Origin of the sequence: Pectobacterium brasiliense (assembly GCF_013449685.1) — a bacterium.
GTDB classification, from domain to species: Bacteria; Pseudomonadota; Gammaproteobacteria; order Enterobacterales; family Enterobacteriaceae; genus Pectobacterium; species Pectobacterium brasiliense_A.
Window position 1 is genome coordinate 37,026 of sequence record NZ_JACDSF010000023.1, and the last position, 24,169, is coordinate 61,194.

Annotated in this window: 23 protein-coding genes and 1 tRNA gene; 8 read left to right on the forward strand and 16 right to left on the reverse strand. The window is 50.9% G+C overall.

The genetic code is table 11. From position 1 onward, the window contains the following. Positions 1-7: 7 nt before the first annotated feature. Positions 8-154: a hypothetical protein gene (locus H0248_RS21920; RefSeq protein WP_205561840.1), complete on the forward strand. Its 147-nt coding sequence runs from the start codon at positions 8-10 to the stop codon at positions 152-154. Between the two features lie 60 nt (positions 155-214). On the opposite strand, the gene H0248_RS10780 is transcribed toward H0248_RS21920, so the two are convergent. The 5 genes from H0248_RS10780 to H0248_RS10800 form a co-directional block, all read right to left on the reverse strand. Further along, complete coding sequence (locus H0248_RS10780; RefSeq protein ID WP_180785931.1) at positions 215-838, reverse strand: inovirus Gp2 family protein; 624 nt, start codon at positions 836-838, stop codon at positions 215-217. 229 nt (positions 839-1,067) lie between these two features. Further along, a complete protein-coding gene (locus H0248_RS10785; protein ID WP_180785932.1) occupies positions 1,068-2,480 on the reverse strand; it encodes a YfjI family protein in 1,413 nt (470 codons plus the stop codon). Positions 2,481-2,583: 103 nt separating this feature from the next. Next, positions 2,584-2,820 carry a helix-turn-helix transcriptional regulator gene (locus H0248_RS10790; RefSeq protein ID WP_103808587.1) on the reverse strand — a complete coding sequence of 79 codons (237 nt, stop codon included), beginning with the start codon at positions 2,818-2,820 and terminating at the stop codon, positions 2,584-2,586. Between the two features lie 117 nt (positions 2,821-2,937). Next, positions 2,938-3,981 carry a hypothetical protein gene (locus H0248_RS10795; RefSeq protein ID WP_180785933.1) on the reverse strand — a complete coding sequence of 348 codons (1,044 nt, stop codon included), beginning with the start codon at positions 3,979-3,981 and terminating at the stop codon, positions 2,938-2,940. A gap of 551 nt (positions 3,982-4,532) precedes the next feature. Further along, a tRNA-Thr gene (locus H0248_RS10800) sits at positions 4,533-4,608 on the reverse strand. A gap of 525 nt (positions 4,609-5,133) precedes the next feature. On the opposite strand from H0248_RS10800, the gene H0248_RS10805 reads away from it, so the two are divergent. After that, positions 5,134-5,553 (forward strand): hypothetical protein, encoded by a 420-nt coding sequence (locus tag H0248_RS10805; RefSeq protein WP_180785934.1) that lies wholly within the window; start codon positions 5,134-5,136, stop codon positions 5,551-5,553. A 307-nt stretch (positions 5,554-5,860) separates the two neighbouring features. On the opposite strand, the gene proA is transcribed toward H0248_RS10805, so the two are convergent. The 5 genes from proA to gpt all read right to left on the reverse strand — a co-directional run bounded on the left by proA (position 5,861) and on the right by gpt (position 10,816). Further along, complete coding sequence (proA, locus tag H0248_RS10810; RefSeq protein WP_180785935.1) at positions 5,861-7,114, reverse strand: glutamate-5-semialdehyde dehydrogenase; 1,254 nt, start codon at positions 7,112-7,114, stop codon at positions 5,861-5,863. Positions 7,115-7,124: 10 nt separating this feature from the next. Further along, on the reverse strand, positions 7,125-8,228 hold the full coding sequence (gene proB / locus H0248_RS10815; protein WP_180785936.1) for a glutamate 5-kinase: 1,104 nt from the start codon (positions 8,226-8,228) through the stop codon (positions 7,125-7,127). A 123-nt stretch (positions 8,229-8,351) separates the two neighbouring features. Next, positions 8,352-8,726, reverse strand: coding sequence for a sigma factor-binding protein Crl (gene crl, locus H0248_RS10820; protein WP_180785937.1), 375 nt, complete (start codon positions 8,724-8,726; stop codon positions 8,352-8,354). 104 nt (positions 8,727-8,830) lie between these two features. After that, positions 8,831-10,081, reverse strand: a complete 1,251-nt coding sequence (gene frsA / locus H0248_RS10825; protein WP_180785938.1) for an esterase FrsA — start codon at positions 10,079-10,081, stop codon at positions 8,831-8,833. 276 nt (positions 10,082-10,357) lie between these two features. Next, the gene (gene gpt, locus H0248_RS10830; RefSeq protein ID WP_010282559.1) at positions 10,358-10,816 is read right to left on the reverse strand and encodes a xanthine phosphoribosyltransferase; all 459 of its coding nucleotides are present in this window, start codon (positions 10,814-10,816) and stop codon (positions 10,358-10,360) included. Between the two features lie 330 nt (positions 10,817-11,146). Between gpt and pepD the strand changes: the two genes are divergently transcribed. Continuing rightward, on the forward strand, positions 11,147-12,607 hold the full coding sequence (gene pepD, locus H0248_RS10835; protein WP_180785939.1) for a beta-Ala-His dipeptidase: 1,461 nt from the start codon (positions 11,147-11,149) through the stop codon (positions 12,605-12,607). A 66-nt stretch (positions 12,608-12,673) separates the two neighbouring features. Here pepD and dinB read toward each other — a convergent pair whose 3' ends face one another. Both dinB and H0248_RS10845 read right to left on the reverse strand, forming a co-directional pair. Then, a complete protein-coding gene (gene dinB / locus H0248_RS10840; protein WP_180785940.1) occupies positions 12,674-13,732 on the reverse strand; it encodes a DNA polymerase IV in 1,059 nt (352 codons plus the stop codon). Positions 13,733-13,807: 75 nt separating this feature from the next. Beyond that, a complete protein-coding gene (locus H0248_RS10845; RefSeq protein WP_180785941.1) occupies positions 13,808-14,608 on the reverse strand; it encodes a helix-turn-helix transcriptional regulator in 801 nt (266 codons plus the stop codon). Positions 14,609-14,840: 232 nt separating this feature from the next. On the opposite strand from H0248_RS10845, the gene H0248_RS10850 reads away from it, so the two are divergent. Continuing rightward, positions 14,841-15,614 carry a class I SAM-dependent methyltransferase gene (locus H0248_RS10850; RefSeq protein WP_257981551.1) on the forward strand — a complete coding sequence of 258 codons (774 nt, stop codon included), beginning with the start codon at positions 14,841-14,843 and terminating at the stop codon, positions 15,612-15,614. A gap of 267 nt (positions 15,615-15,881) precedes the next feature. Further along, complete coding sequence (gene dpaA, locus H0248_RS10855) at positions 15,882-16,637, forward strand: peptidoglycan meso-diaminopimelic acid protein amidase (RefSeq protein ID WP_180785942.1); 756 nt, start codon at positions 15,882-15,884, stop codon at positions 16,635-16,637. On the opposite strand, the gene H0248_RS10860 is transcribed toward dpaA, so the two are convergent. After that, positions 16,608-17,375, reverse strand: a complete 768-nt coding sequence (locus tag H0248_RS10860; RefSeq protein ID WP_180785943.1) for a class II glutamine amidotransferase — start codon at positions 17,373-17,375, stop codon at positions 16,608-16,610. The two genes, dpaA and H0248_RS10860, sit on opposite strands and share 30 nt — an antisense overlap. A gap of 50 nt (positions 17,376-17,425) precedes the next feature. Next, on the reverse strand, positions 17,426-18,007 hold the full coding sequence (gene lpcA / locus H0248_RS10865) for a D-sedoheptulose 7-phosphate isomerase (RefSeq protein WP_180785944.1): 582 nt from the start codon (positions 18,005-18,007) through the stop codon (positions 17,426-17,428). A gap of 350 nt (positions 18,008-18,357) precedes the next feature. On the opposite strand from lpcA, the gene fadE reads away from it, so the two are divergent. Both fadE and yajD read left to right on the forward strand, forming a co-directional pair. Next, complete coding sequence (gene fadE, locus H0248_RS10870) at positions 18,358-20,805, forward strand: acyl-CoA dehydrogenase FadE (protein WP_180785945.1); 2,448 nt, start codon at positions 18,358-18,360, stop codon at positions 20,803-20,805. 98 nt (positions 20,806-20,903) lie between these two features. Beyond that, entirely contained in the window at positions 20,904-21,254 is a 351-nt protein-coding gene (yajD, locus tag H0248_RS10875) for an HNH nuclease YajD (protein ID WP_039277633.1), read from the forward strand. 65 nt (positions 21,255-21,319) lie between these two features. Here yajD and mtnK read toward each other — a convergent pair whose 3' ends face one another. After that, on the reverse strand, positions 21,320-22,522 hold the full coding sequence (mtnK, locus tag H0248_RS10880) for an S-methyl-5-thioribose kinase (RefSeq protein ID WP_180785946.1): 1,203 nt from the start codon (positions 22,520-22,522) through the stop codon (positions 21,320-21,322). Positions 22,523-22,640: 118 nt separating this feature from the next. On the opposite strand from mtnK, the gene mtnA reads away from it, so the two are divergent. Further along, a complete protein-coding gene (gene mtnA, locus H0248_RS10885) occupies positions 22,641-23,669 on the forward strand; it encodes an S-methyl-5-thioribose-1-phosphate isomerase (RefSeq protein ID WP_180785947.1) in 1,029 nt (342 codons plus the stop codon). A 57-nt stretch (positions 23,670-23,726) separates the two neighbouring features. Here the strand turns inward: mtnA and H0248_RS10890 are convergent, their stop codons facing one another. Beyond that, positions 23,727-23,993 (reverse strand): PAAR domain-containing protein, encoded by a 267-nt coding sequence (locus H0248_RS10890; RefSeq protein ID WP_014916410.1) that lies wholly within the window; start codon positions 23,991-23,993, stop codon positions 23,727-23,729. Positions 23,994-24,169: the final 176 nt, after the last annotated feature.

Below are 24,169 nucleotides of genomic sequence, written 5' to 3' on the forward strand. Positions count from 1 at the left end.
GTCTATCATGAAGGGAAGCGATGAATTTCCAGTGGGACATGAAGTATTTTCTCCACTTCGAACAGCATTTGAGACATTATTGAGTTCAGCCAAAATCCTGGATGCTGTTTTTTCTTCTGAGTGGCAAACTTTAGCAGATGAACTAGCCGACTAATAACTACCTATTTTAGGTTGGCCTTTCTCGCATAGGAAAGGCCGATGCTGTAAAAATAAATTAGCTTAGACTACAACCAAAACTACGTTCGCCTTCACCAAAAATTTTACTTTTAACTTTTGTGAGATAATCAATCCGGTTCAGTAAATCACCGGGATAAATGTCGTTAAGAATATCATCACGACTCAGGACATATTTACCCTTAGAAGGGTACTGCACTAGGTGCTGCCCCTCTTCGGAAGTCAAGTTTAATGCACTGCACCATGCAGAGGTGATCATTGTTCTGAGTGTATCTTCATTCATATTAAAGTCTCCCAGATGGTAGTAAGTATCCTTGTTCAGAAACAAGAATACATGAAAATGACGTTTACCATTCTGGGTAAATTCCCGTACCCATGCATAGCGGAGCGTATTCGGGTGTACCCGTTTGTCTTCTTTGCGTTTGCGCTGTTCATATGCTGCCAGTTTGGCTTTTAGGGAATTAGTAAATCTTGATATAGCACCTGAATCAGTATTAGCGAAACAGGAAATGGTATCACCATTGTCCAGAATAACTGGGTCATGAAGATCCACTCGTAAAGCCAATGTTCTAGGGTGTTCTTTAACGGCGTTATTAATAACGCCGATGATCTTACTTTTGTATGATGTAACATGGCCACCATATTCGCTATGGTAGATATTCATAATGATTTGTTCCTCAATGGATGGCAGTCATCACATTACTGGAAATGGTCTATTAGCGTGATAGATTCACATATAGTATTAAGGAATACAATATATAATAACTATCCGACAGCCTATTTCATAAAAAGAATAGCCATAGCCTGCGATGACTTATTTAAATTCACTCTATAATTAATTTAAATAATTACCATTTAATAAAGCAATTATTTTTTAGTTAGCCATAATTAGTTTATAACGTAAGGCTATCTATAGGCTTTATAAAAAGGGCTTTGCCTCTTTTCTCTGTGTATATTCTATTTTGCGAGTAAAGCGTACTCAGTAGTTCATTCAATTTACTTCGATTTCTGAACCGGTTCGGGCCATATTGTAGAATAGTTGTTTTTCTGATGTATGGAACAAAACATTTGACACAATATTCCTTTATCCACCAGTAAAGTTCATCGGCATCTGAACCCAGTAGAGTCAACTCTTGGGGTTTAGAAAACAATCTTACATATTCGTTTACAAACCATAAAGTTATCTTCACAGCAGTGTTTGTTGCCGCAAGAGAAATATTATCTTTATCACCATTGAAATAGTGCAGTAGTGCGGCAATTCTCGCCATATTTTCTGCTACTTTGGATGCATAATCCTTAAAATCTGATAAGTTCCCCAACAACCCCATTTCGGATTCAACATCATTATAAAATTTAATCCATCGTTGCTCTGCATCGGGAGTAAAATGCAGGCAGATTTTTTCATTTTCGACATTGCTATCGATACTATCGTGAACGATCTCTAGCAATCGATTATGAAATATCGGAAGGTGTTCACTTGAGCTAACCGGACTAGTAATTTTCCTGGAGCCCTGTGTTGAATCTGGCTGGCAAATTAGGCAGCGAGCAAAAAATCCGATGCCTTTCGCTGTATCACCTTTACGCTCCAGATATCCCTTAAAAATATCCGGTTGCACCATCAAAGATAAAGTCAATCTGGCATCTTTAATCAACCGTTCTGGTGAGCTTTTTCTTTCCACTGAGAACGTTGAGCCATCCCACATCTTGTTAATGAATGGCAATTCATTCAGCGTGTAACCATTAAATATAGTGCCAGCCTCATCAGACATGATACCAACAGCTCGCCAATCTCCACAGAGATAGTCTTTAATCGCCGCTGGAGTGGCATCATTGAACATTAGCTTATACCTGGTTGGCCCAGTCGGATGAGTCGCCAATAGGTCTTTTAGCCGTTCATTCGTTACGGAAGAATCTTTGTCAAGGCGAACATCAGATTTCAGTTTTGATATCAAAGCTTTTTTTTCCGCATTAAAAACGACTTCATCATTTCGCCAAGTCTCAAACTCCTGCGTATATTTTACAAACAGTTTCTCTTCCAATTGGTACAGTGGCTTCATCAGTAGTTTATCCACTGTACTTTTTCGTTCCCCTGATTCTGCCAGCGTCAGTAGAAAAAGAGATGCCGGACCACGTAAATCGCGAGGTCTACACACATCAATCCTGTTCTGACATGCCAGGGAAATAGCCCCAAGGACAGATGCAGCAATCAAAGACAGCGGTGCCTGTGTATGTTGCCCAACTTCATGAATTACATTTCTAATGACTGGTGGAAACACATGCACAGGGAAAGGATGTTCAGCGAACATAAAGCACCTCATAATCAGTTTAACGTTGAAAATACTCCACCTTAGTAGCTATTCCGCTATTTTTAGCAGAAATAGCAAGATGAGCACCCAGTAATAAAATTTATTAACGCTCATTGATCCAACAAAGAAGGTCACTTAATAACCAAGCGCAGGATTTCAACCCTATCGACTTTCGTTGTGGGAAAAGACCAACTCTCTCCAGCTTCCAAGCCGTGGAGCGAGACACTGATGTGATATGCTGACGCTCTCTTTCACGAACCAATCGATCACAAGGCTCGCCGTAGTCCTGCAAGATTTTTGATCGCTGTATGGGGGTCGGTGGGGTAAATAATGTGTTCATTCTGCCTCCTTCGTTTCGGTTGAAGAAGAATGAACCAGGATAAAGTGGAAAAAAAGAAGACTACCTCTTACTAAGAGCTTAATAAGCTCTTAGTAAGAGGTGAAGAAAATGTTTTTATTACTTAAATTTCAGCCACTTAGAAACCATTTTCGAAGTGAACTTCATGTTGAAACTGTAAGGGTGAGCGTTGGCGATTGATGTTAACTTATTAGCGATTGCTTGATGATTTTTCATGTCTTCTTTTCCTTCACAATATTCCCTCAGCAATAGATTAATTATCTTATTATTCCTTGGTGAGTCCCTAAAAGGTTTACTTCTTTCCTCTGGTCGATTATCTAACCATCCTTTTATGGTAGTTTGATTAATCGAAATTCCTCTATCATCGAAAAAACCAGATACCTTATTAGGAATAACACCTCCATTTCGAGAGAAAATTTCAGCCACTAATACATATATCGCAATTTTATTAGTTGGTGGTGAGGAAACCCCCTTTTCAACTAAAGGACTCCTTACCTCATTTATATTACTCATGCATTCAATGTTGTTTGAAGATTTATATAACCCAACAATAAAATCGACCATTTCATCTTCAATAAATAAATCATTTACATCAACTTTTATCGACTCGTGAAAAACCAAATAATTATATGGATTTTTTCTAAATGCAGAAACAAACATCGCTCCAGATTTACTTTTCAAGTCATTATAGTTTTTTTCATCTGATAAGACATAATAATCTCGACCAAAATGTGTAGTTTTAGTCGGTTTTAAATACCAATATCCATAAGCCCTTCCCTCATACATGATCTCATCATATCCTTTAAAAAAAGGACCGGACCAATCCGCCTTATACTCAGACCTAAAATGATCATCTAATGGTTGCTCGGGAGAAAATAAAAGATATTCATGAATTGAGTATTCTTTACTTTGAAAAAGATCAGTTTTATGGTTCAAATAAGATTTAAAATTTTTATATTCCCTCTCATAATCCAGAGCATGCCGCATTGTGCATAACTCACCATCAAAACGAGTAAAGATGCAAAACTTCTCCATCATCCATTCACTAAGAATAAATTCAATATCTATATCATACTGACTAACAATTTCTGATATAGAGCAAAATTTCTTCATTAAAATCCCCAACGCGTGATTATCAATCATTTAAATTTATCGATATTACAAAGCGTTGTAAATATAAAAATTTAATCATCACACGGTTGTACCTTAAACACCAATATATAGAATGACAACATCTGCTGAACAGCAGCATAAAGCCATACTCACCACGCATTGGCATCTTGATGTTAACGTTGACGCTCCCGATCCGTTTACCAATACTGGTCGTAACGGTCTGCAACACCGTTCTAGGTCGGCCTTATCGTTCCATACGGCAGCGTCATCGCTAATCCAAAACACCAGCTTCCCCCGTTGTAGGAGCGCATCGTTATAACATTTCCAATAGGAGATGTTGAATTTCTGCTTTACCACGCTCCTCCATGCTTTATCAGGAAAGAGTGTGATCTGGTCCTATCAGCCGATGAAAGTTCGATTTACTCAACAAAACCAGCAGGCATCACAAAATGAAATGACGGGAATTTTGTGAAAAAACCACAGAGATGATCTATACATTGTAACTTGTGTACCCGAGAGTGTACCCAAGAGCAAAAAATGAAGATGTTAGAGAGAGGGGATTCTGTAACTCATTGATTTTATGGTGCCGATAATAGGAGTCGAACCTACGACCTTCGCATTACGAATGCGCTGCTCTACCAACTGAGCTATATCGGCTTTGGGATCGTCGTGGCGAGAGCCAGACGTGAACTACGGGGTGACAAATTAGTGATAATGGTACGTCAAGTCAAGCGTTTGGCGATCGTCTGCTGGTTTTATCAGCATCTACGCTGTTCTGATAATTTTCCGTGCTAATAATGCTATAGGCTATAGCTTTTCGGCTTAACGGACGCGCATGCGGAGCATGTTTCCTATGTCACCATCTTCTTCGGGTGAAGTACCAGAAAAGCAGTCCCTAATCCTGTGAAAACACCATTTTATTTGCGGATAAATATTCCTGTTTTATAAAGCATGATATTTACAATAAAAATATCTTTTTACCTTTTAGATATAAATGCAATACATAAAAAAACCAAGTGTACGGTTTAGGATGATTCCCTATTCTTTTTATTTTCTATTTTGCTCTACTTAAATAGCCAAGACGACAAGGCAGTGGTCTTAATGTGAAGTTTTCAATAATATTTTTTCGACGACAAGGTTATTGCTAGCGTAGTCATAGAGCGCGGTAAGAGGAAATAGACCATGAATATGAAACCACTGTTTTTAGGCTTAATTTTGGGAACCAGTTACATTGGCATGGTGGCAGCAAATGGTCTGGATTCCGCCCGGGCATCAGCAGAATCCGCCTTCAATCACGATCGCACTGAAGCGAGAGAAAAAGCGTCAGAAGCGAGAACCAAGGCGCATGAGCATGAAGCCCAGATGCGGGAAAAAGCGAATAATTTCAAAGCTGATCTCAAATCAAGGGAACCAGAAGCCAGAGAACGGGCGGACAACGTCAAAGCGGATGTTAAATCCCGAGAATCCGAGGCCAGAAAAGACGCCGAAAAAGGCTGGGCCGACGTCAAATCGAAAGCGGATAATTTTAACAGCCGCGCGGAAAAGAATGCTCGTGAAACTGCCGACTCCATCCACAATGCCGCAGAGAAGCATCAGCGTTAATATGAAATAATGCATTATTGTAATAGAGGATAAGTCATTATTACCCTTTATCCTCCGATAGCAAGACAGGTTATGTATTTGTGAATACGCCGCACAAAGCATAGCCTGTTACTATTGGAGGATATTTCTCTGATGCGGTTATTTTATTGCAATTCTATTGCTGTATTACATTTTACGTTAAATACATATAACACAGCAAAAATCACAATCGGAATAAGATGTCTTATTTAGACAAAAAGAGAAAAGTAATAAAACGGAGTGAAAATAACGCTGCGCATATCTCTCAATATACGCAGCTATGCATCGATTAGGCGCGAATCAAATCGTCACCATAACCAATCCACTTATAGGTGGTCAGTGCTTCCAGCCCCATTGGGCCGCGCGCATGCAGTTTCTGGGTACTGACCGCCACTTCCGCGCCCAGACCAAACTGACCGCCGTCGGTGAAGCGTGTACTGGCGTTGACATACACCGCAGAGGAATCCACTTCACGCACAAAGCGTTCCGCATTGCTCAAGGAGCGCGTCAGAATCGCATCAGAGTGCTGTGTACCATGTTCGCGAATATGGGCAACTGCCGCATCCAGAGAGTCAACCAGCGTAACGTTCAGGTCGTTAGAGAGCCATTCATCGTTATAGTTGGCCTCTTCCACCGCAACGACGCTTGCCGGGCCACCGGTCAGATAAGGCATTGCTGACGGGCTGGCGTGGAGCGTCACACCCGCTGCCGCCATTTTCTTGCTCAGCGCTGGCAGGAAACGGTCGGCAATATGTTGGTTGACCAGCAGCGTTTCCAGGCTGTTACAGGCGCTAGGGCGCTGCACTTTGGCGCTTTCAATGACGGTCAGCGCCTTGTCGAAATCGATGCTGTCGTCAGCATAGATGTGACAAACACCGATACCACCAGTGATAACAGGAATCGTCGATTGTTCACGGCACAGCTTGTGCAAGCCTGCACCGCCGCGCGGAATCAGCATATCTACGTAGCGATCCAGCTTCAGCAGTTGATTAACCAGCTCACGATCCGGGCTTTCAATCGCCTGCACCGCAGCAGCAGGCAGGCCGCACTGCGACAGCGCCTGCTGAATCACTTTCACCGTCGCCGCGTTGGTGCGGTACGTCTCTTTTCCACCGCGCAGAATCACCGCGTTACCGGTTTTCAGGCACAGGGACGCCACATCAATGGTGACGTTCGGGCGCGCTTCATAAATCACACCGACCACACCCAGCGGCACGCGGCGACGCTCCAGCTTCAGCCCGTTATCCAGCATGCTGCCGTCAATCACCTGCCCTACCGGATCGGTCAGGCGACATACCTGACGCACATCGCTGGCAATCGCGCTCAGTCGTTCCTGCGTCAACAGCAGACGATCCTGCAATGCGTCACTCATGCCATTTTGGCGCGCATCGGCTAAATCCAGCGCGTTAGCCGCCAGAATCGTCGCACTCTCGGCTTCCAGCAAATCCGCAATCGTCAGCAGCGCGCGATCTTTTTGCGCTGTGCTCAGGACCGCCAGCTGATAAGAGGCCGCTTTTGCCGCTTTACCCATTTGTTCAAGCATCGCGAACTCCTTAATTGATAATCATATCGTCGCGATGGATAGCCACCGGACCATATTCGTAGCCAAGAATCTCGGCAATCTGTTGAGAATGGTGCCCGGCAATCATACGCAGTGCATCGCTGTTATAACGCGTCACGGCATGCGCCACATCGCGGCCCGCCAAGCTACGCACGCGGATCACTTCACCACGAGAGAAGTTCCCTTCTACGGTGCGGATGCCTTTAGGCAGCAGCGAACTGCCGCGTTCGAGGATCGCCGAGAGCGCGCCGTTGTCGACGGTGATTTCTCCCGCTGGCGGTGCGCCGAAAATCCAGTGTTTGCGGCTTTCCAGCGGCGCATCGAGCGCATGAAAACGTGTTCCGACGGAGATATCCGCAATCACATCGCCAATCACGCCCGGTTTGCTGCCAGCGGCAATCACTACATCGATACCCGCACGGCAGGCCACATCGGCAGCCTGCAATTTGGTCGACATACCGCCCGTTCCGAGGCCTGATACGCTATCACCCGCAATGCTGCGCAGCGCATCGTTGATACCGGTCACTTCACGGATCAGCTCCGCATCGGGATTATTGCGCGGATCGGCAGTAAACAGCCCAGCCTGATCGGTCAGCAGCAGCAGTTTATCCGCATCGGCCAGAATCGCCGCCAGCGCAGACAGGTTGTCGTTGTCACCGACCTTGATCTCAGCGGTCGCAACAGCATCGTTTTCATTAATGACCGGAACGATATTGTTATCCAGCAGCGCCCGCATGGTGTCGCGCGCGTTAAGGAAACGCTCCCTGTCTTCCATATCCGCACGCGTCAGCAGCATCTGCCCGACGTGAATACCGTAGATAGAAAACAGCTGCTCCCACAGTTGAATCAGACGGCTTTGGCCCACGGCGGCCAGCAGTTGTTTGGTCGCAATCGTCGCGGGGAGTTCGGGGTAACCCAAATGTTCACGCCCGGCGGCAATCGCCCCTGAGGTAACAATAACAATTCGATGCCCTGCCGCATGTTGCTGCGCGCACTGGCGCACCAGTTCAACAATGTGGGCGCGGTTAAGGCGGCGCGAACCGCCGGTTAGCACGCTAGTGCCCAGTTTCACAACCAAAGTCTGGCTGCCGCTCATAATATCTCTGCCGTTGGATGTCAAAAAATAAGAATAAGAAAAACGTTGTAGCAGGACAGACGCGTTATGCCAACAGGCACAACGCGAAAACCTGTGAATAAATCGGGGATCGTCAGGGAAATATCACGGTCGTGCGACGAGGCTACAGGCGGGGTCCAACGAGTGCAACTGTTTCTCCAGACGGATATGGAAAGCCTTTCTGGCATTTTCCACCTGTTCCATTACGGCTTTGTCCTTGATTTTTTCTTCACGCCAGTTGCCCTGCTTATCGAACAAACCGTAGTGATAGTCATAGGTAAAGCCTTTGCCAGTATCTTCCAAATTCAACCACCAGCCCCAGAATTCACGACTTTCTGGCGCAGGCTTGATGTTGACGCAAACCGCCAGGCAATCAAAGAAGAACGCGGTATCCTCGCACTGCGCTTCACGGATATAAGGTCCCAACGACGTAAAATTTTTCATGAGTCGGCTTTTGGGGTGTCCACTCGGTAACATCATCTACGATCTCCTCTGGTTGAACCTTCTTTTTAGCAGAGAATGGCAATTTATCAACCACCTGGCATCAGGTTACCGTTCGGTGTTAGACTTTTGATACATCATGCTCAACACACTTTATCCTGCAACCATCCGCTGATTTGCTGTAGTGCGCGGTGGAAATTCTGGTACACCGGCGAGAAATTCACTGGCAGCAGTTTCCCTTGTGCGGATGAATTCACAATCAGGCTGGCCTCTTCTTTCGGGCAGAGCGGATCGTTATCCCAATAGCCTGCCAGCATCGGCGTCGGGCAGCGGCGTCCTAGCAGCCCCTGCGTTTTCAGCGAATAGCGCCCCAGTTCGGTTTTCAGTGAGGTATCCGTCGAGAACGGCATACCCAGTCGGCTCGCCAGCACATCCATAAACATATCCGGCACCTGCTGCTGGCGAGTCGGATCGCTTAACAGGTGATGCACCACGGGGCCGAGACAGGCCACACCACGTAAGCGCTGCGATTCCAGATACGCCAGCCGAACGGCAATATTGGCACCAAAGCGGAAACCAAACGCGGCAACGCGAGTGTGATCGACCCACGGAACATCCGGTAATGCGCGCAAGACCTGCTGATGCAGGAAGCTGGAATCCTGAGTCAGCTTCCAACGGGAAGAAAATCCAACGGAGGGAACATCAATCGTCAGCATTGCCATACCCGCTGGCGCAAAATAGTCCTGAAACAGGCGATGATAATCGCTCTGCAACATTTCCAGACTGCCGCACATAAGCACAGTTGGGAAAGGCGCTTTCGCCTGCGCTGGCATATGCAAGAAACCGGTCAGCGTACCGCCGCCCGTAATCGGGAAGGTTAATTCTTTGAGTTCATAAGGCAGATATTTAGCCGCTTCTTCATAGGCGCGGTTTGCCAGCGTTTGCGCCTGCTCCGCCAGCTCATCGCCTTTAATATGCGGGTAGGCAGCAATGCTGTAGAGGTTGGCGGCATTCAACCAGCGTTGCCCAGTTTGCGACTCATCGCTACTCTCAAGTGCCCGCTGCTGCCAGTCTGCGCCCTGCTTCGCCCATTCATAAATCCAGTTGCCGCCTCGGTAGCCGATCACCGTATCAAGCAGTTGCTCGTTGCTTCTGTCAGCTTTGCTGGCGGCGATGCGCGACAGCACATCTTCGATTTCCCACGGGTCGACGCCACGCCAAATCCACATCAGTCGGTTAATCATCCGATACCAACTGCCGGTCTTCTCCCCTTCCAGCGTAGAATGCAGCCCCTGCACGTCCTGACTATTCCGCGTACGTCTGACCAACGTCGAGGTTTCTGGATGTTTAAAAGATGGTTTGAATAGCGTTTCAGACAGGTTAGCTTGCGCCACAGCAGCCTCCGTTAATGTAAACCGCTGTTAGCGGACATCAGACGACGTCTTCGTCACCCACTAAAGTGTAACGAACTCAGGCCAGAGAAGACAAATATCAACAGCAGAAACACACGATGGGATCAAAGCCTGCGCGAGAAATGACGACCGTTCAGAAACAACTATCGCCATAAACAACAATCGTCATAAGTACCCATCGTCATAAATACCCATCGTCAAAAACGACAATGCCCGGCTAAACCGGGCATTGATGGAAACGAATATTCGCTCAGGCGATTAACGGCCAGACAAAGGCGGAACAAACACCACGCCCATATCCCACGGCTGTTCAATCCAAGTATCCTGCGGGATATCAATCACGTAGTCGTCAACCAGCGGTTTACCAGCCGGTTTCGCGAAAATGGTCACAAAGTGCGCTTTCGGGTACATATCACGAATCGCTTTCGCCGTACCGCCCGTATCAACCAGATCGTCAATCACGATAAACCCTTCGCCATCTCCCTCGGCACGCTTCAGCACTTTCATTTCGCGCTGGTTGTCGTGGTCATAACTGGAGATGCAAACGGTATCAACGTGACGAATGCCCAGCTCACGCGCCAGCAGCGCGCTTGGCACCAGACCACCGCGGCTAACGGCAATGATGCCTTTCCATTGATCGGCAGGCAGTAAACGCTGCGCCAGTTTGCGGGCATGAATTTGCAACATATCCCAGGTTACGACGTACTTTTCGCTCATAAAATATATCCCAGCCGAATAAAAAACGGCTTAAGTTGAGTCTGAGGGGGAAAAAAGGTTGCGCGGGATTATAGATAGCCAACAACATAAAAACCAGTTTTTCTCAACGTGAGAATCGAGTTTTTCCTGACAACCTGCGCCCTAGGAAGCCCATGGATTCATATTGCAGCAGGAAAAATAAGACGGGGTTGACGGCAATTCCCCTGCTTTGATGGAAAATGATATTCTGTTGTAACACGCCATATTTCGTGGCTAACCGCGATTAACTTTTAACCTATAGCTTTGCCCGCCAGAACACAAAGGCTGGCCGCTAAAAAGGAGACTGAAATAGTGTCTGAATTGTCTCAACTTTCCCCCCAGCCGCTGTGGGATATTTTCGCCAAGATCTGTTCCATTCCGCACCCGTCTTATCATGAAGAAGCATTGGCCGCGCACATTCTGGAATGGGCTAAAGAGAAAGGCATCTATACCGAGCGCGATCAGGTCGGCAATATTCTGCTGCGCAAAGCGGCAACCGCAGGTATGGAAAATCGCAAACCTGTCGTGTTGCAGGCGCATCTGGACATGGTGCCGCAGAAAAACAACGACACCGTACACGATTTCACTACCGATCCGATCCAACCTTATGTTGACGGCGAATGGCTGAAAGCACGTGGTACCACGCTGGGCGCGGATAACGGTATCGGTATGGCGTCTGCGCTGGCGGTGCTGGCCGATCCGAACGTCGAGCACGGCCCGCTGGAAGTGCTACTGACCATGACGGAAGAAGCTGGTATGGATGGCGCGTTTGGTCTGCAACCTAACTGGCTTCAGGGCGAAATCCTGATCAATACCGACTCAGAAGAAGAAGGCGAGATCTACATGGGGTGCGCTGGCGGTATTGATTTCATTACGCATTTACCGCTGGAGCGCGAACTGCCACCTGCTGGGTACCACACGCTGAAGCTGACGATTAAAGGGCTGAAAGGCGGCCACTCCGGCGGCGACATCCATCTGGGGCTGGGCAACGCCAACAAGCTGCTGGCACGTTTCCTGTTCGAGCAGGCGAAAGCGCTGGATCTCCGCATTCTCGATCTGAACGGCGGGACGCTGCGTAACGCGATTCCGCGTGAAGCTTTCGCCACGCTGTCACTGCCTGCCGCTAACGTCGAGCAGTTGAAAGCGCTGAGCCAGGACTATCTGGCCGTGCTGAAAAATGAGCTGTCCGCCGTTGAGAAAAACGTGACCGTGCTGGTAGAAGCCAGCGACAGCAATGAGCACCCGCTGACGCAAGACAGCCGCGATCGTCTGCTGGCGCTGCTCAACGCCACGCCGAACGGCGTGATCCGCATGAGCGACGAAGTCAAAGGCGTGGTAGAAACATCACTGAACCTCGGCGTTGTGACGATGGAAGACGACCACGCGGAAATTATCTGCCTGATTCGTTCGCTGATCGACAGCGGTAAAGATGCCGTCGTCGGTACGCTGACAGCACTGGGCCAGTTGGCTGGCGCGAAAACATCACCGAAAGGCGGCTACCCAGGCTGGCAGCCAGATGCGCATTCGCCGGTCATGGCGCTGGTACGCGAAACGTATCAGAAGCTGTTCAACAAGACGCCGAACATCATGGTGATTCACGCCGGTCTGGAATGCGGTCTGTTCAAAAAGCCGTACCCAGACATGGATATGGTTTCCATTGGACCGACCATCACCGGGCCACACTCGCCGGATGAACAAGTGCATATCGGCAGCGTCGATCTGTACTGGAAATTGCTGACAGCGCTGCTGAAAGCGATTCCGCCACGCGCTTAATCGCGTAGTCGTAAAATTCAGGGCGGCGCATAGACGTCGCCCTTTTTTATCCTCAACTCAACAGCCTTATCCCCAATCAAACACCAGCTGTCGCTCAATTTGCGGGTCGAGCAGCGTCACATGCAGCCCAACCAGCCGGACGCCTCTGGATTTACGCCGCTCCTGCCAGGTTTGCCGCGCCAGCTTCAACAAATCCTGTTTATTCAGCACCGGCCACACATGCTCCTGCGTCGTTTGCTGAAAATCATCAAACTTGAGTTTGATGCCCTGACGCGCAATATGCAGATCGGGCTTCACCCGTTTCAGGCGGACTTCCAGCTCCTCATAAAGCTGTTCGATCAGATTTTCACACTGTTCCCAGTCGTGAATATCCTGCGCCAGCGTCTTTTCCACGCCAACCGATTTCCTCAGCCGATCGGGTGAAATACGTCGCTCATCAATCCCCTGACATCGCTCCCACAGTACGCGGCCAAACTTGCCGAACTCTTTAAGCAGATCCGCCAGCGCATACACCCGCACATCCGCGCAGGTATGCAAGCCACGTTCTTCCAGCCGTTTCGCCGTCACTTTCCCAACGCCGGGGATCTTCTCCAGCGGTAGCGCCAACAGGAAATCATCCACCTGCTCCGGTGTAATTACATATTGCCCATTCGGCTTATTTAACTCAGAGGCGATCTTCGCCAGAAACTTGATCGGCGCAATCCCCGCCGAGGCGGTCAGATTCAGTTCATCCGCGATGGTTCGACGGATTTCTTCGGCGATGCGCGTCGCCGAACCGTTGCAGTGCGGGCTATCGGTGACATCCAGATAGGCTTCATCCAGAGAAAGCGGTTCGATCAGCGACGTGTAGCGGGCGAAGATCTCGCGGATTTGGCGCGAGGTGGACTTATACACCTCCATGCGCCCCGGCAACAACGTGAGATGTGGACAGAGACGCAAGGCGGTTGCCGTCGCCATAGCACTGCGGACGCCGTAGCGTCGGGCAGGATAGTTAGCGGTGCTGATGACGCCACGGCGATCGGCGCTCCCACCAATCGCCAGAGGAATATCGCGCAGGCGCGGGTTATCACGCATCTCAATTGCTGCGTAGAAGCAGTCCATATCAACATGAATGATTTTGCGCATACTGGCCCTCTGACAACACTGTATGAATATACAGATCAAAGTCAGTATAGACAAGCTGCGCGATGCCTGCCGCGTTTATTGGGCGATCAGCATAACCAGCTTAAATTCGCTCTGCACGGCAGGGTGAAAAGTCTGTTGATGATAGGCAATATCGCCAAGCGAAGGATGGTGGAAACGTCGCTCGCCGCCTTCACGGGCGGTTACCGCCTGCTGTGACCACCAGAGGTTGAATTCACGGCTTTCTTCACACAACGCCATCACGATTTGCCGAACAGAATCAGTCGGCGCGTAATGGCTTGATTCCGCGCGGAACTCCGCCACCACCCGCTTCGCGCGTTCCGGCCAATTAACCACCAGCGATCGTGCCAGCGGATTCAGAAACATGAAACGCAGCAGGTTAGGCTCGGGATCGTTCCCCAGCCATCCGGCAAACAGCTGTTCCGACGGCGCATTCCACGCCAGCATATTCCAACTGCCATCCAGAAAATATGCAGGACAAGTAATGTGATGCAAGCTGGCGGCAATCTGCGCATCCGGCGGCGTTGCCCTATTCTGCTTCTGAGGATCTTTCACGCCAGCAAGGCTAAAAAGATAATCATGCTCTGCGGGTTCCAGTTTTAACGCCTGCGACACGCGGCGCAGCGCCGATGCCGAAGCGGACACATCACGCCCCTGTTCAAGCCAGGTATACCAGGTGGTGCTGATGCGGGCGATTTGCGCCAGCTCTTCGCGACGTAATCCGCTGGTGCGCCGCCGTCCAGAGGCTGGCAGGCCGACCATTTCCGGCGTAGTCCGCTCACGCAGCACCCGTAAGAAAGCCCCTAGCGCTTTTGGGCCACTCAGAGAATTGGCAGGTATAAACGAATGTGCAGACATAATCAGGTGTCCTTTTCATCCCGCTCGTATAGGTGGCTTGCGATGGCAGCGGCATTAATGAAAAACAGGTTAATCAAACAGGGAGTATTTTATACCCGTATAAATGCTCATATTGTACCCGTATTTTTCCCTGATTATAGTGTTCTCAGACCGACGTCTTCTGTAGTGGCTGGCGCGCCGCCGTTTAACCCATGATGAAACGAAAGCAGTTCAGATAAATAAAGCGAGAGCAATGATGGAAGAAAAACAGAACCATAATCATCGCGTCGAACACCAGTTCGGCTCACAGGCGCAGAACTACCTGACCAGTGCGGTGCACGCGCAGGGCAAAGATTTAACCCAACTGGCCGCTTTATTAGCGCCCTTCCCGCAGGCGCGCGTGATCGATGTCGGCTGTGGTGCCGGACATGCCAGTTTCGTTGCCGCGCGGGCTGTCGCGGAGGTTGTCGCCTACGATTTGTCTTCCCAAATGCTGGACGTGGTGAGTCAGGCTGCGGCGCAGAAAGGGCTGAATAACATCCGCGTTCAGCAAGGTGTCGCCGAGTCTTTACCGTTCGAGGATAGCAGCGCAGATATCATCATCAGCCGTTATTCTGCGCACCACTGGCATGATGTCGGACAGGCATTACGAGAAATGCGGCGCGTTCTGAAACCGGGCGGCCGAGTGATCGTGATGGATGTCGTTTCGCCCGGTCATCCGCTGCTGGACAGCTATTTGCAGACGGTAGAGAAGCTGCGCGATACCTCACACGTGCGCAATTACGCGCCAGGCGAATGGCTGAGCTTCTTTACCGACGCAGGGTTTATCGTGCGTAACGTCACCAGCGACAGGTTAACACTGGAGTTCAGCAGTTGGATCGCCCGTATGCGCACGCCAGAACATTTCGCGGTCGCGATTCGTGAACTGCAAAAAACGCTGCCGGACGAGGTGGTACAGCATTTTGACGTACAGACGGATGGTTCCTTTGTCACCGACATTATGATGATAGAAGCCACCCGCGCCTGATACGCTTTTCCCGTAATTAACGACCTCAAAACGATCTCAAATTGAGCGGCCCGCATCCTTTCGGGTCGTTTTTTGTAAATGTTATTTTTTAGCGCTTTTCAACGCTTGATTAATACGAAACCAATGATAATGTGATTTCGTTTTCGTCGTGACCTATTCGCCGACGGAATATATACCGATAACGGCTATCCCCACGCTTTCGCTAAAACACTAGTAGCGCGGCGCGGATGCCGCGTGTAGCAGGCAATTTTATTATCAGGAACCATAATGCAAAAAATCGCGCTGTCGTTTGCGATGTTGTTTTTTTTGCCTTCTCTTGTTATTACCAGCGAAGCCAGTGTTGTTACCAGCGCCGCCAGCGGGACCGCACCGCCGCTAGCGCCGATAGCAAAAGAATTAAAACAGCAATTATTAGGCTCTCCGATCTATATTCAGATCTTTAAAGAAGAGCGAATATTCGAACTTTATGCGAAAGTCGGTAACGAATACCGTTTACTGGAACAATATCCCATCTGTAAATATTCAGGCGGATTAGGACCAAAACGCGTTGAAGGCGATTTAAAAAGCCCGGAAGGTTTCTATCAGGTTGACCTGCGCCAGCTCAAGCCAGACAGCCAATATTACCGCGCGATCAATATCGGCTTCCCCAACGACTATGATAAATCACAGGGATATTCTGGTCGCTATTTGATGATCCACGGTGAGTGTGTGTCGGTCGGCTGCTATGCCATGACCAACACCTATATGGATGAGATTTATCGCTATGCCGAAGCGGCGTTACGCCACGGGCAGGCGAAGATTGATATCGCCATCTACCCGTTCCGTATGACGGAGCAGAACATGCAGCGCCACCGTAATTCCATCTACGCCAGCTTCTGGAAACAGCTTCAGCCGGGGTATGCCTATTTTAATCAGCACAATCAGCCACCGGCCATCACCGTGTTTAACGGGCAATACGTCGTTAACCCACCGTTGATGACCAGCCAGCCGACTTTAAAGTATGCGCTCGCCGAAACAAAATAGGACGAATTCACCTGGCATAATCTGATGCCAGGTTTCGTTGCCCGTTAGCGGCTGCGTCGCCAGCACGGTGACGACATCATTGGGTGTCGTCTGCTGCTGAAAATCAATCTCCACATCCTGATCTAACAGTGTCGCTTTACCAAACGGCGCGCGACGCGTGATCCAGTAGAGTTTGGTGGAGCAGTAGCCCATCACAAAACGCCCGTCCGACAGCAGCATGTTAAACACGCCTTTCTCCCGCAAGACATCCGCCTGCTTGGCGATATAGCGGAATACCGCTGGCCAGTTGCCCGGCGTACGCGGGTAGTGTTCAGCCAGTTGGGACAGCAGCCAGCAGAAAGCAAATTCGCTGTCCGTCTGGCCAACAGGGCGAAACATGCCCGTTTTCAGAGTGTGGTGGCCTTTCAACTGCCCATTGTGGGCGAACGTCCAGTTCCGTCCCCACAGCTCGCGCGTAAAGGGATGGGTGTTTTCCAACGACACCGCGCCGCGATTGGCCTGCCGAATATGTGAAACCACCGCACACGATTTGATCGGATAATCCTGCACCAGTCGGGCAATCGGCGAATTATAGCTTGGCAGCGGATCTTTGAACGTACGACAGCCGTTCCCTTCATAAAAGGTAATTCCCCAGCCATCCCGATGCGGTCCGGTTTTCCCACCGCGCTGTATCAGCCCAGTAAAGCTAAAGCAGATATCCGTCGGTACATTCGCGCTCATCCCCAGCAATTCACACATCTGACTTCCTACCCTTCCCTTCTTGCCCTTTTAGAGCGTATTAACGTGGCTTACTGATCCGCCATCTCTTTTTCAATCAGTTGAATCAGGATGTGAATCGCTTTGATATGGATTTCCTGAATACGGTCGGCATAGCCAAAGTGCGGAACACGAATTTCCACGTCGGCTGAGCCCGCCATTTTACCGCCGTCTTTCCCGGTCAGCGTAATGATCTTCATGCCCTTCGCTTTTGCTGCGGCAATGGCTTTAATAATGTTGCCGGAGTTGCCCGAAGTGGAAATCCCCAGCAGCACATCACCTTCACGCCCCAGCGATTCGACATAGCGAGAGAAGACAAAATCATAGCCAAAATCGTTGCTGACGCAGGACAGATGGCTCGGATCGGAAATCGCAATGGCCGGATAGCCCGGACGGTTCTCGCGGTAGCGGCCCGTCAGCTCTTCGGCAAAGTGCATGGCATCACAGTGTGAACCACCGTTACCGCAGGAGATCACTTTACCGCCCGCTTTAAACGCGTTAGCCAGCAGTACCGCAGCATGTTGAATCGACTGAATGTTCGCATCATCACTCAAAAAATTATTCAGTGTTTCTGCCGCTTCTTTCAGTTCACTACGGATTAAATCCTGATACATGGAATCCTCTCATTTTGTCTGGTGACAGTATCATCTTCTGCAATGCAGTGTAGCGGATTGAACAAACAGCGAGAAGCGCGTAATCACGGGATTGAGAGGATCGCTGATGCCCGTCAGAAAACACACGACTGCCGCTCGGTTTGTGAAGTGAGTTGTAATTATGATGTAAACGAATTGATAAAAATAATCAGATAAACTACAACGAATATAAGCAACAGGTCAGACCTCTTATGATATTGACCTATTACGCCTTATTTCACTGATAAAAACGGTTCTCACTTTCCACTGCCACATAACGTTTGATGGAAAGGTGAACCCCCTCCATTCGATCACAATGCAGGAGACACGTTATGGTTGCTGTCAGTATCCTCCTCCTACTGATTATTATCGGCGCGATGTTTTACCATCGGCTCAGTCTTCTGCTCGGCAGCGCCATCCTGTTGGCCTACTTCGCAGCCATGTCCGCCATGTTGCTGTGGCCTGTCTGGCTGATGATTCCGCTCGTGATTCTGCTGATTCCGATGACGATTCCGGCTCTGCGCCAAAAGCTGGTTTCCGCTTCTGCGCTGCGCATGTTCCAGAAGGTCATGCCGCCGATGTCGAACACGGAAAAAGAAGCGATTGATGCCGGGACAACCTGGTGGGAAGGCGACCTGTTTCGCGGCGCGCCGGATTGGAAAAAGCTGCATAACTATCCGCGTCCACAGCTGACCGCCGAAGAACAGGCATTTATCGACGGGCCGGTTGCTGAAGCCTGCCGGATGGCAAACGACTTTGAAATCACCCACGAACGCGCCGATATCCCGCCAGAACTGTGGGAATACTTAAAAGAGCACCGCTTCTTCGCCATGATCATCAAGAAGCAGTACGGCGGGCTGGAATTCTCGGCCTATGCACAGGCGCAGGTACTGCAAAAACTGGCGGGCGTTTCCAGCATTGTGGCGATCACCGTCGGCGTGCCTAACTCACTCGGCCCCGGCGAACTGCTGCAACATTACGGGACAGAAGCGCAAAAAGATCACTACCTGCCACGTCTGGCACGCGGTCAGGAAGTCCCCTGCTTTGCGCTGACCAGCCCGGAAGCGGGTTCGGATGCAGGCTCGATTCCCGATACCGGCATTGTCTGCTATGGCAACTGGCGCGGTGAACAGGTCGTGGGCATGCGCCTGACTTGGAATAAACGCTATATCACTCTCGCCCCCGTCGCCACCGTGCTGGGGCTGGCCTTTAAGCTGTACGATCCCGATCATCTGTTAGGCGATCAAGACGACGTAGGCATTACCTGTGCGTTGATTCCGACGGACACCGACGGCGTTAAAATCGGCCGCCGCCATTTCCCACTGAACGTGCCGTTCCAGAATGGCCCGACGCAAGGTGAGAACATTTTTGTTCCGCTGGATTACATCATCGGCGGCGCGAAGATGGCGGGTCAGGGCTGGCGTATGCTGATGGAGTGTCTGTCGGTCGGACGCGGTATTACGCTGCCGTCCAACTCGACCGGTGGGCTGAAATCGATTGCCCTCGGCATCGGTGCTTACGCGCACATTCGCCGCCAGTTCAAAATCTCCATCGGTAAGATGGAAGGCATTGAAGAGCCTCTGGCACGCATCGCGGGTAACGCTTACGTGATGGACGCTGCCGCAACGCTGATTACCAGCGGCATCATGCAGGGCGAAAAACCGGCGGTACTCTCCGCTATCGTTAAATATCACTGTACCCACCGCGGTCAGCGTAGCGTGATGGATGCGATGGATATCGCCGGCGGTAAAGGCATCTGTCTTGGCCCGTCCAACTTCCTGGCGCGCAGCTATCAGGGCGCACCGATTGCGATTACCGTGGAAGGGGCGAATATTCTGACGCGCAGTATGATCATCTTCGGGCAAGGTGCCATCCGCTGCCACCCTTATGTACTGGAAGAGATGGCAGCCGCGCAGGAAAACGACGTATCACGCTTTGACCATGCGCTGGTTGGACATATCGGCCACGTCGGCAGCAACAAGGTGCGCAGCTTCTGGCTTGGGTTGACCAACGGACTTCTAAGCCGTGCGCCAGTGAACGACAAAACACGTCGCTACTATCAGCAGCTCAACCGACTCAGCGCGAACCTAGCCCTGCTGGCGGATGTGTCGATGGCGGTTCTGGGCGGCAGCCTGAAGCGTCGTGAGCGTATCTCGGCGCGTCTGGGGGATGTTCTCAGCCAGCTCTATCTGGCTTCCGCGACGCTGAAACGCTATGAGGACGAAGGGCGTCAGAAAGCGGATTTACCGCTGGTGCACTGGGGTGTGCAGGACAGCCTGCATCAGGCCGAGCAGGCGCTGGACGATCTGCTGCGTAACTTCCCGAACCGTGCCGTCGCAGGGCTGCTGACCTTTATCATCTTCCCACTGGGTCTGCGCTGCCCGGCACCGTCTGACCGTCTCGCTCATGAGGTCGCGAAGATTCTGCAAACGCCGTCAGAAACGCGCAGCCGTCTGGGACGCGGTCAATATCTGGTTGCCAGCGAACACAACCCTATCGGGCTGTTGGAAGAAGCACTGCTGGATATCATGGCTGCCGAGCCGATTTACCAACGCCTGTCGAAAGCCAGCGACAAACCACTGCCGTTCATGCGATTGGATCAGTTGGCAGAACAGGCACTGGTGGAAGGTCAGATTACCGCAGAAGAAGCGGATATTCTGACCAAAGCCGAAGCCAGCCGCTTACGTTCAATCAACGTGGATGACTTTGCGTTCGACGCACTGGCCGCCAACAAGCCCGCGCCCGTAACGCAACCGGAAAGAAAAACCGAAGCAGCATAAACAGAATCAGGCCGCCAATATGGTGGCCTGTTCTTTCTTTTAGATACTCATCAGTTGTAAAATCCACATCATCTTTCCTTCTGAATGAAACCCGACACATGGCTTACATCCCCAAGAACTACGCCAGACTTGAAAGCGGCTACCGCGAAAAAGCACTCAAACTTTTCCCGTGGGTATGTGGTCGTTGTTCACGCGAATTCGTCTATTCCAACCTGCGTGAATTAACCGTTCACCACATCGATCACGATCACAGCAATAACCCGGAAGACGGCAGTAACTGGGAAATGCTGTGCCTCTACTGCCACGACAATGAGCATTCAAAATATACCGATGCGGATATGTACGGTTCGACGGTCGTCGCGGGTGAAGATGCGCAGAAGGATGTCGGGGTTGCCACCCATAATCCTTTCGCGGATTTGAAGGCGATGATGAATAAAGGGAAGAAATAATCGGCTTGCCGCTCCCATCCGGTTTATTGACGGGAGCGGTTATAAAATAGCGTGGCTAATGACGACTAGGCACCGCTCTGCCGTACACGCGCCAGCAGCGCATCCACATCCGCAATATGCGGAGCCGCCAGCACCAACGTTCTGCCCAGCGAAATAGCATGACGCTGGCACGCTAAACGCGCTTCCGTCTCCTGAATGCCGTCCAGATCGGCGACATGCGCCAGCCCAATCGTGCGGCGAATCAGTTCGGTTCCGCAGTAGCCAACGGCATCCCGCCACACCTGCTGTAAAAACAGCGCGGCATAGCCCGATTCCGCCAGTGCCGGATCGCGGCTTTCACTGTCGCTCAACGCCAGAAAACGAGCGGAAAAGCTCTGCCACAGCGTACGAATATCTTCCAGACGTCGCTCACGTCCTGCCGCCGCCTCGCGCGGAGCCAACAGCCCCGGCAGGCCGCAATAATTCAGCAGCAGATTGCCAATTGCCGTGCCGACATCAAAGCCAATCGGCCCGTAAAAACCGAATTCAGCATCAATCGCTTTTAAGCGCCCTTCTGCGACAAAGATCGACCCACTATGGATATCACCGTGCAGCAGCGCCTCGGCTTTGCTCAAGAAGCCATGCTTCAGCCCGGCAACCGCCAGCTTCAGCGCACAATCGTCACGCAATGCCTGCACATCCGGCGTCAGCGCGGCGTCAAACTGGTTTCTTTCATGATCGATATAAGGGTCGGTAAAGAAAAGATCTTCGGTAATCTGACACAGTTCGGGGTTAGTGAACTGGCTGACCGCCGCCTTTTTCTCATGTGGATGCTGATGAAAATCAGAGGTATGGAATAACGTCTGCGCCAGATATTCTCCCAGCTGTGCCGCCGCCTGAGGATAATCCGCGCCCTTAACCAACTCGCTGCGCCAGATACGATGATCGGAGAGATCTTCTTGCACCATCACCGCCAGTTCAGGATCGTGATGTAGCACGGTCACGGTATGCTGTGGACAAAACCGCGCGTGCGTCAGCAACGTTTCGGCTTCAATGCGGGCGCGGTCCAGCGTCAGCGGCCAGGATTCCCCGACGCAGCGCACATAAGGCAACGCCTGTTTGACGATCACTCGGCTGACGCCCGTTTCATCTTTAATTTTAAACACCAGATTCAGATTGCCATCGCCGATCTCTTCTGCGGCTACCAGCGTTTGCGGCTGACTGACACCGCCGTACTGGCGGGCATATTCAACAGCGTCATCCGCCGTAAAAGTGCGGTAAAGTGACATTCCAACTCCTCGCTATGCTTAAATTCAAGATATGGACATAAAAACGTTCGGACGTCTATACATCTATCAGGCATCTTGGCAGAATAAGAATATCGATGCAACATGGATTTAACGACCTATGCAGACGCTTAACACAACCAGCCTGAAAATCGTTGATAACCAACTGTGGATCCTCGACCAGCAGGCGCTACCGCAAGAAAAACGCTGGAGCCCGTGCCCGGATGTCGCGTCACTGGTTGAGCATATCCAGACGCTACGCGTACGCGGCGCACCGTTGATTGGCCTGTCCGCCAGCCTGCTCCTCGCGCTGCTGGCCGAGAAAGGATTATCGCAACCCGAACTGGCGCAGGCGCTGGAGACACTGAGAGCATCGCGCCCTACCGCCGTGAACCTGATGAACAATCTGGATCGCATGAAGCTGGCGCTGGCACAGCAGCAGTTTGTTGAGGCGCTGGTGCAGGAAGCTCTGCGACTGGTAGAAGAAGATCGCGCGCTGTGTGAACGCATTGCCGATCACGGCGCAGCGCTGGTGAAGCCAAACAGCCGCTTGCTGACCCACTGCAACACCGGCGGGCTGGCAACGGCAGGCATCGGCACCGCCATCGGCGTGCTGCTGCGCGCACATCAGCAGGGAAAGGTCACTCAGGTGTGGGTCGATGAAACGCGTCCGCTCTTGCAGGGCGGACGCCTCACGGCCTGGGAACTCGGCGAGCTGGGCATTCCTTATCAGCTAATCTGTGATTCGATGGCCGCCAGCCTGATGGCGCAGGGTCAGGTTGATGCGATTTGGGTCGGCGCAGATCGTATTGCCGCCAACGGCGACGTCGCCAATAAGATCGGCACTTACAGCCTCGCGGTGCTGGCACACTATCACCAGATTCCGTTTTACGTCGCGGCACCACACACCACACACGATCCCGCGTGCCCAGATGGTCGAGCGATTCCTATCGAGCAGCGCGCCGCCACCGAAGTCACCGGCGTTTCCGGCAGCTTCGGGCACTGCCAGTGGGCACCGCAGAACGCGGCAGTCTACAACCCAGCGTTTGACGTCACCCCCGCCGAATTAATCAGCGGCTGGGTACTCGACACTGGCGTGGTCACGCCACAGGACGTGAAAGGAGGGATCTTTCAGACAGCGCTGAAGTGACGATAAACAAATATTTCCAGGAAATTCAGGATACGCCGCACGGACGCGGCGAAGCCATCACCCAATAGTGACCGTTCCCCCGCCCATCACCACGCCACCACAGCTCACTGCATCACCCGTGCGCGCCGCAGGTTTACCCTCAACGAGTACGCTGGATGAACCACTGCTAATACTCCGCGCATGACCATGGGGAACCAAAGGATCGCCTTGTCGGGCCAACGGCAGGCCGTCAACCTTAACCGTCGATGCCCCCACCGCGACGGGCGTCGGCGGATGACTACCGTGCCCCGTGTCGCTATCGCCTACTTTAACGGCGTTACCCATTTTTTAGTCCTTTTAGTTGATTAGTTCTTTTAACTGAATAGTCAGACTTGCTGCGACCATCATGCTGCGGCCTCGTCATCGACAGCCAATACCTCTATTCCACGTGGGACGAAGAAATTATTGTTCCTCAACATCGTATTCGCCTGATCGTCCAGCGTAGCGAACCGGAGTTCCTC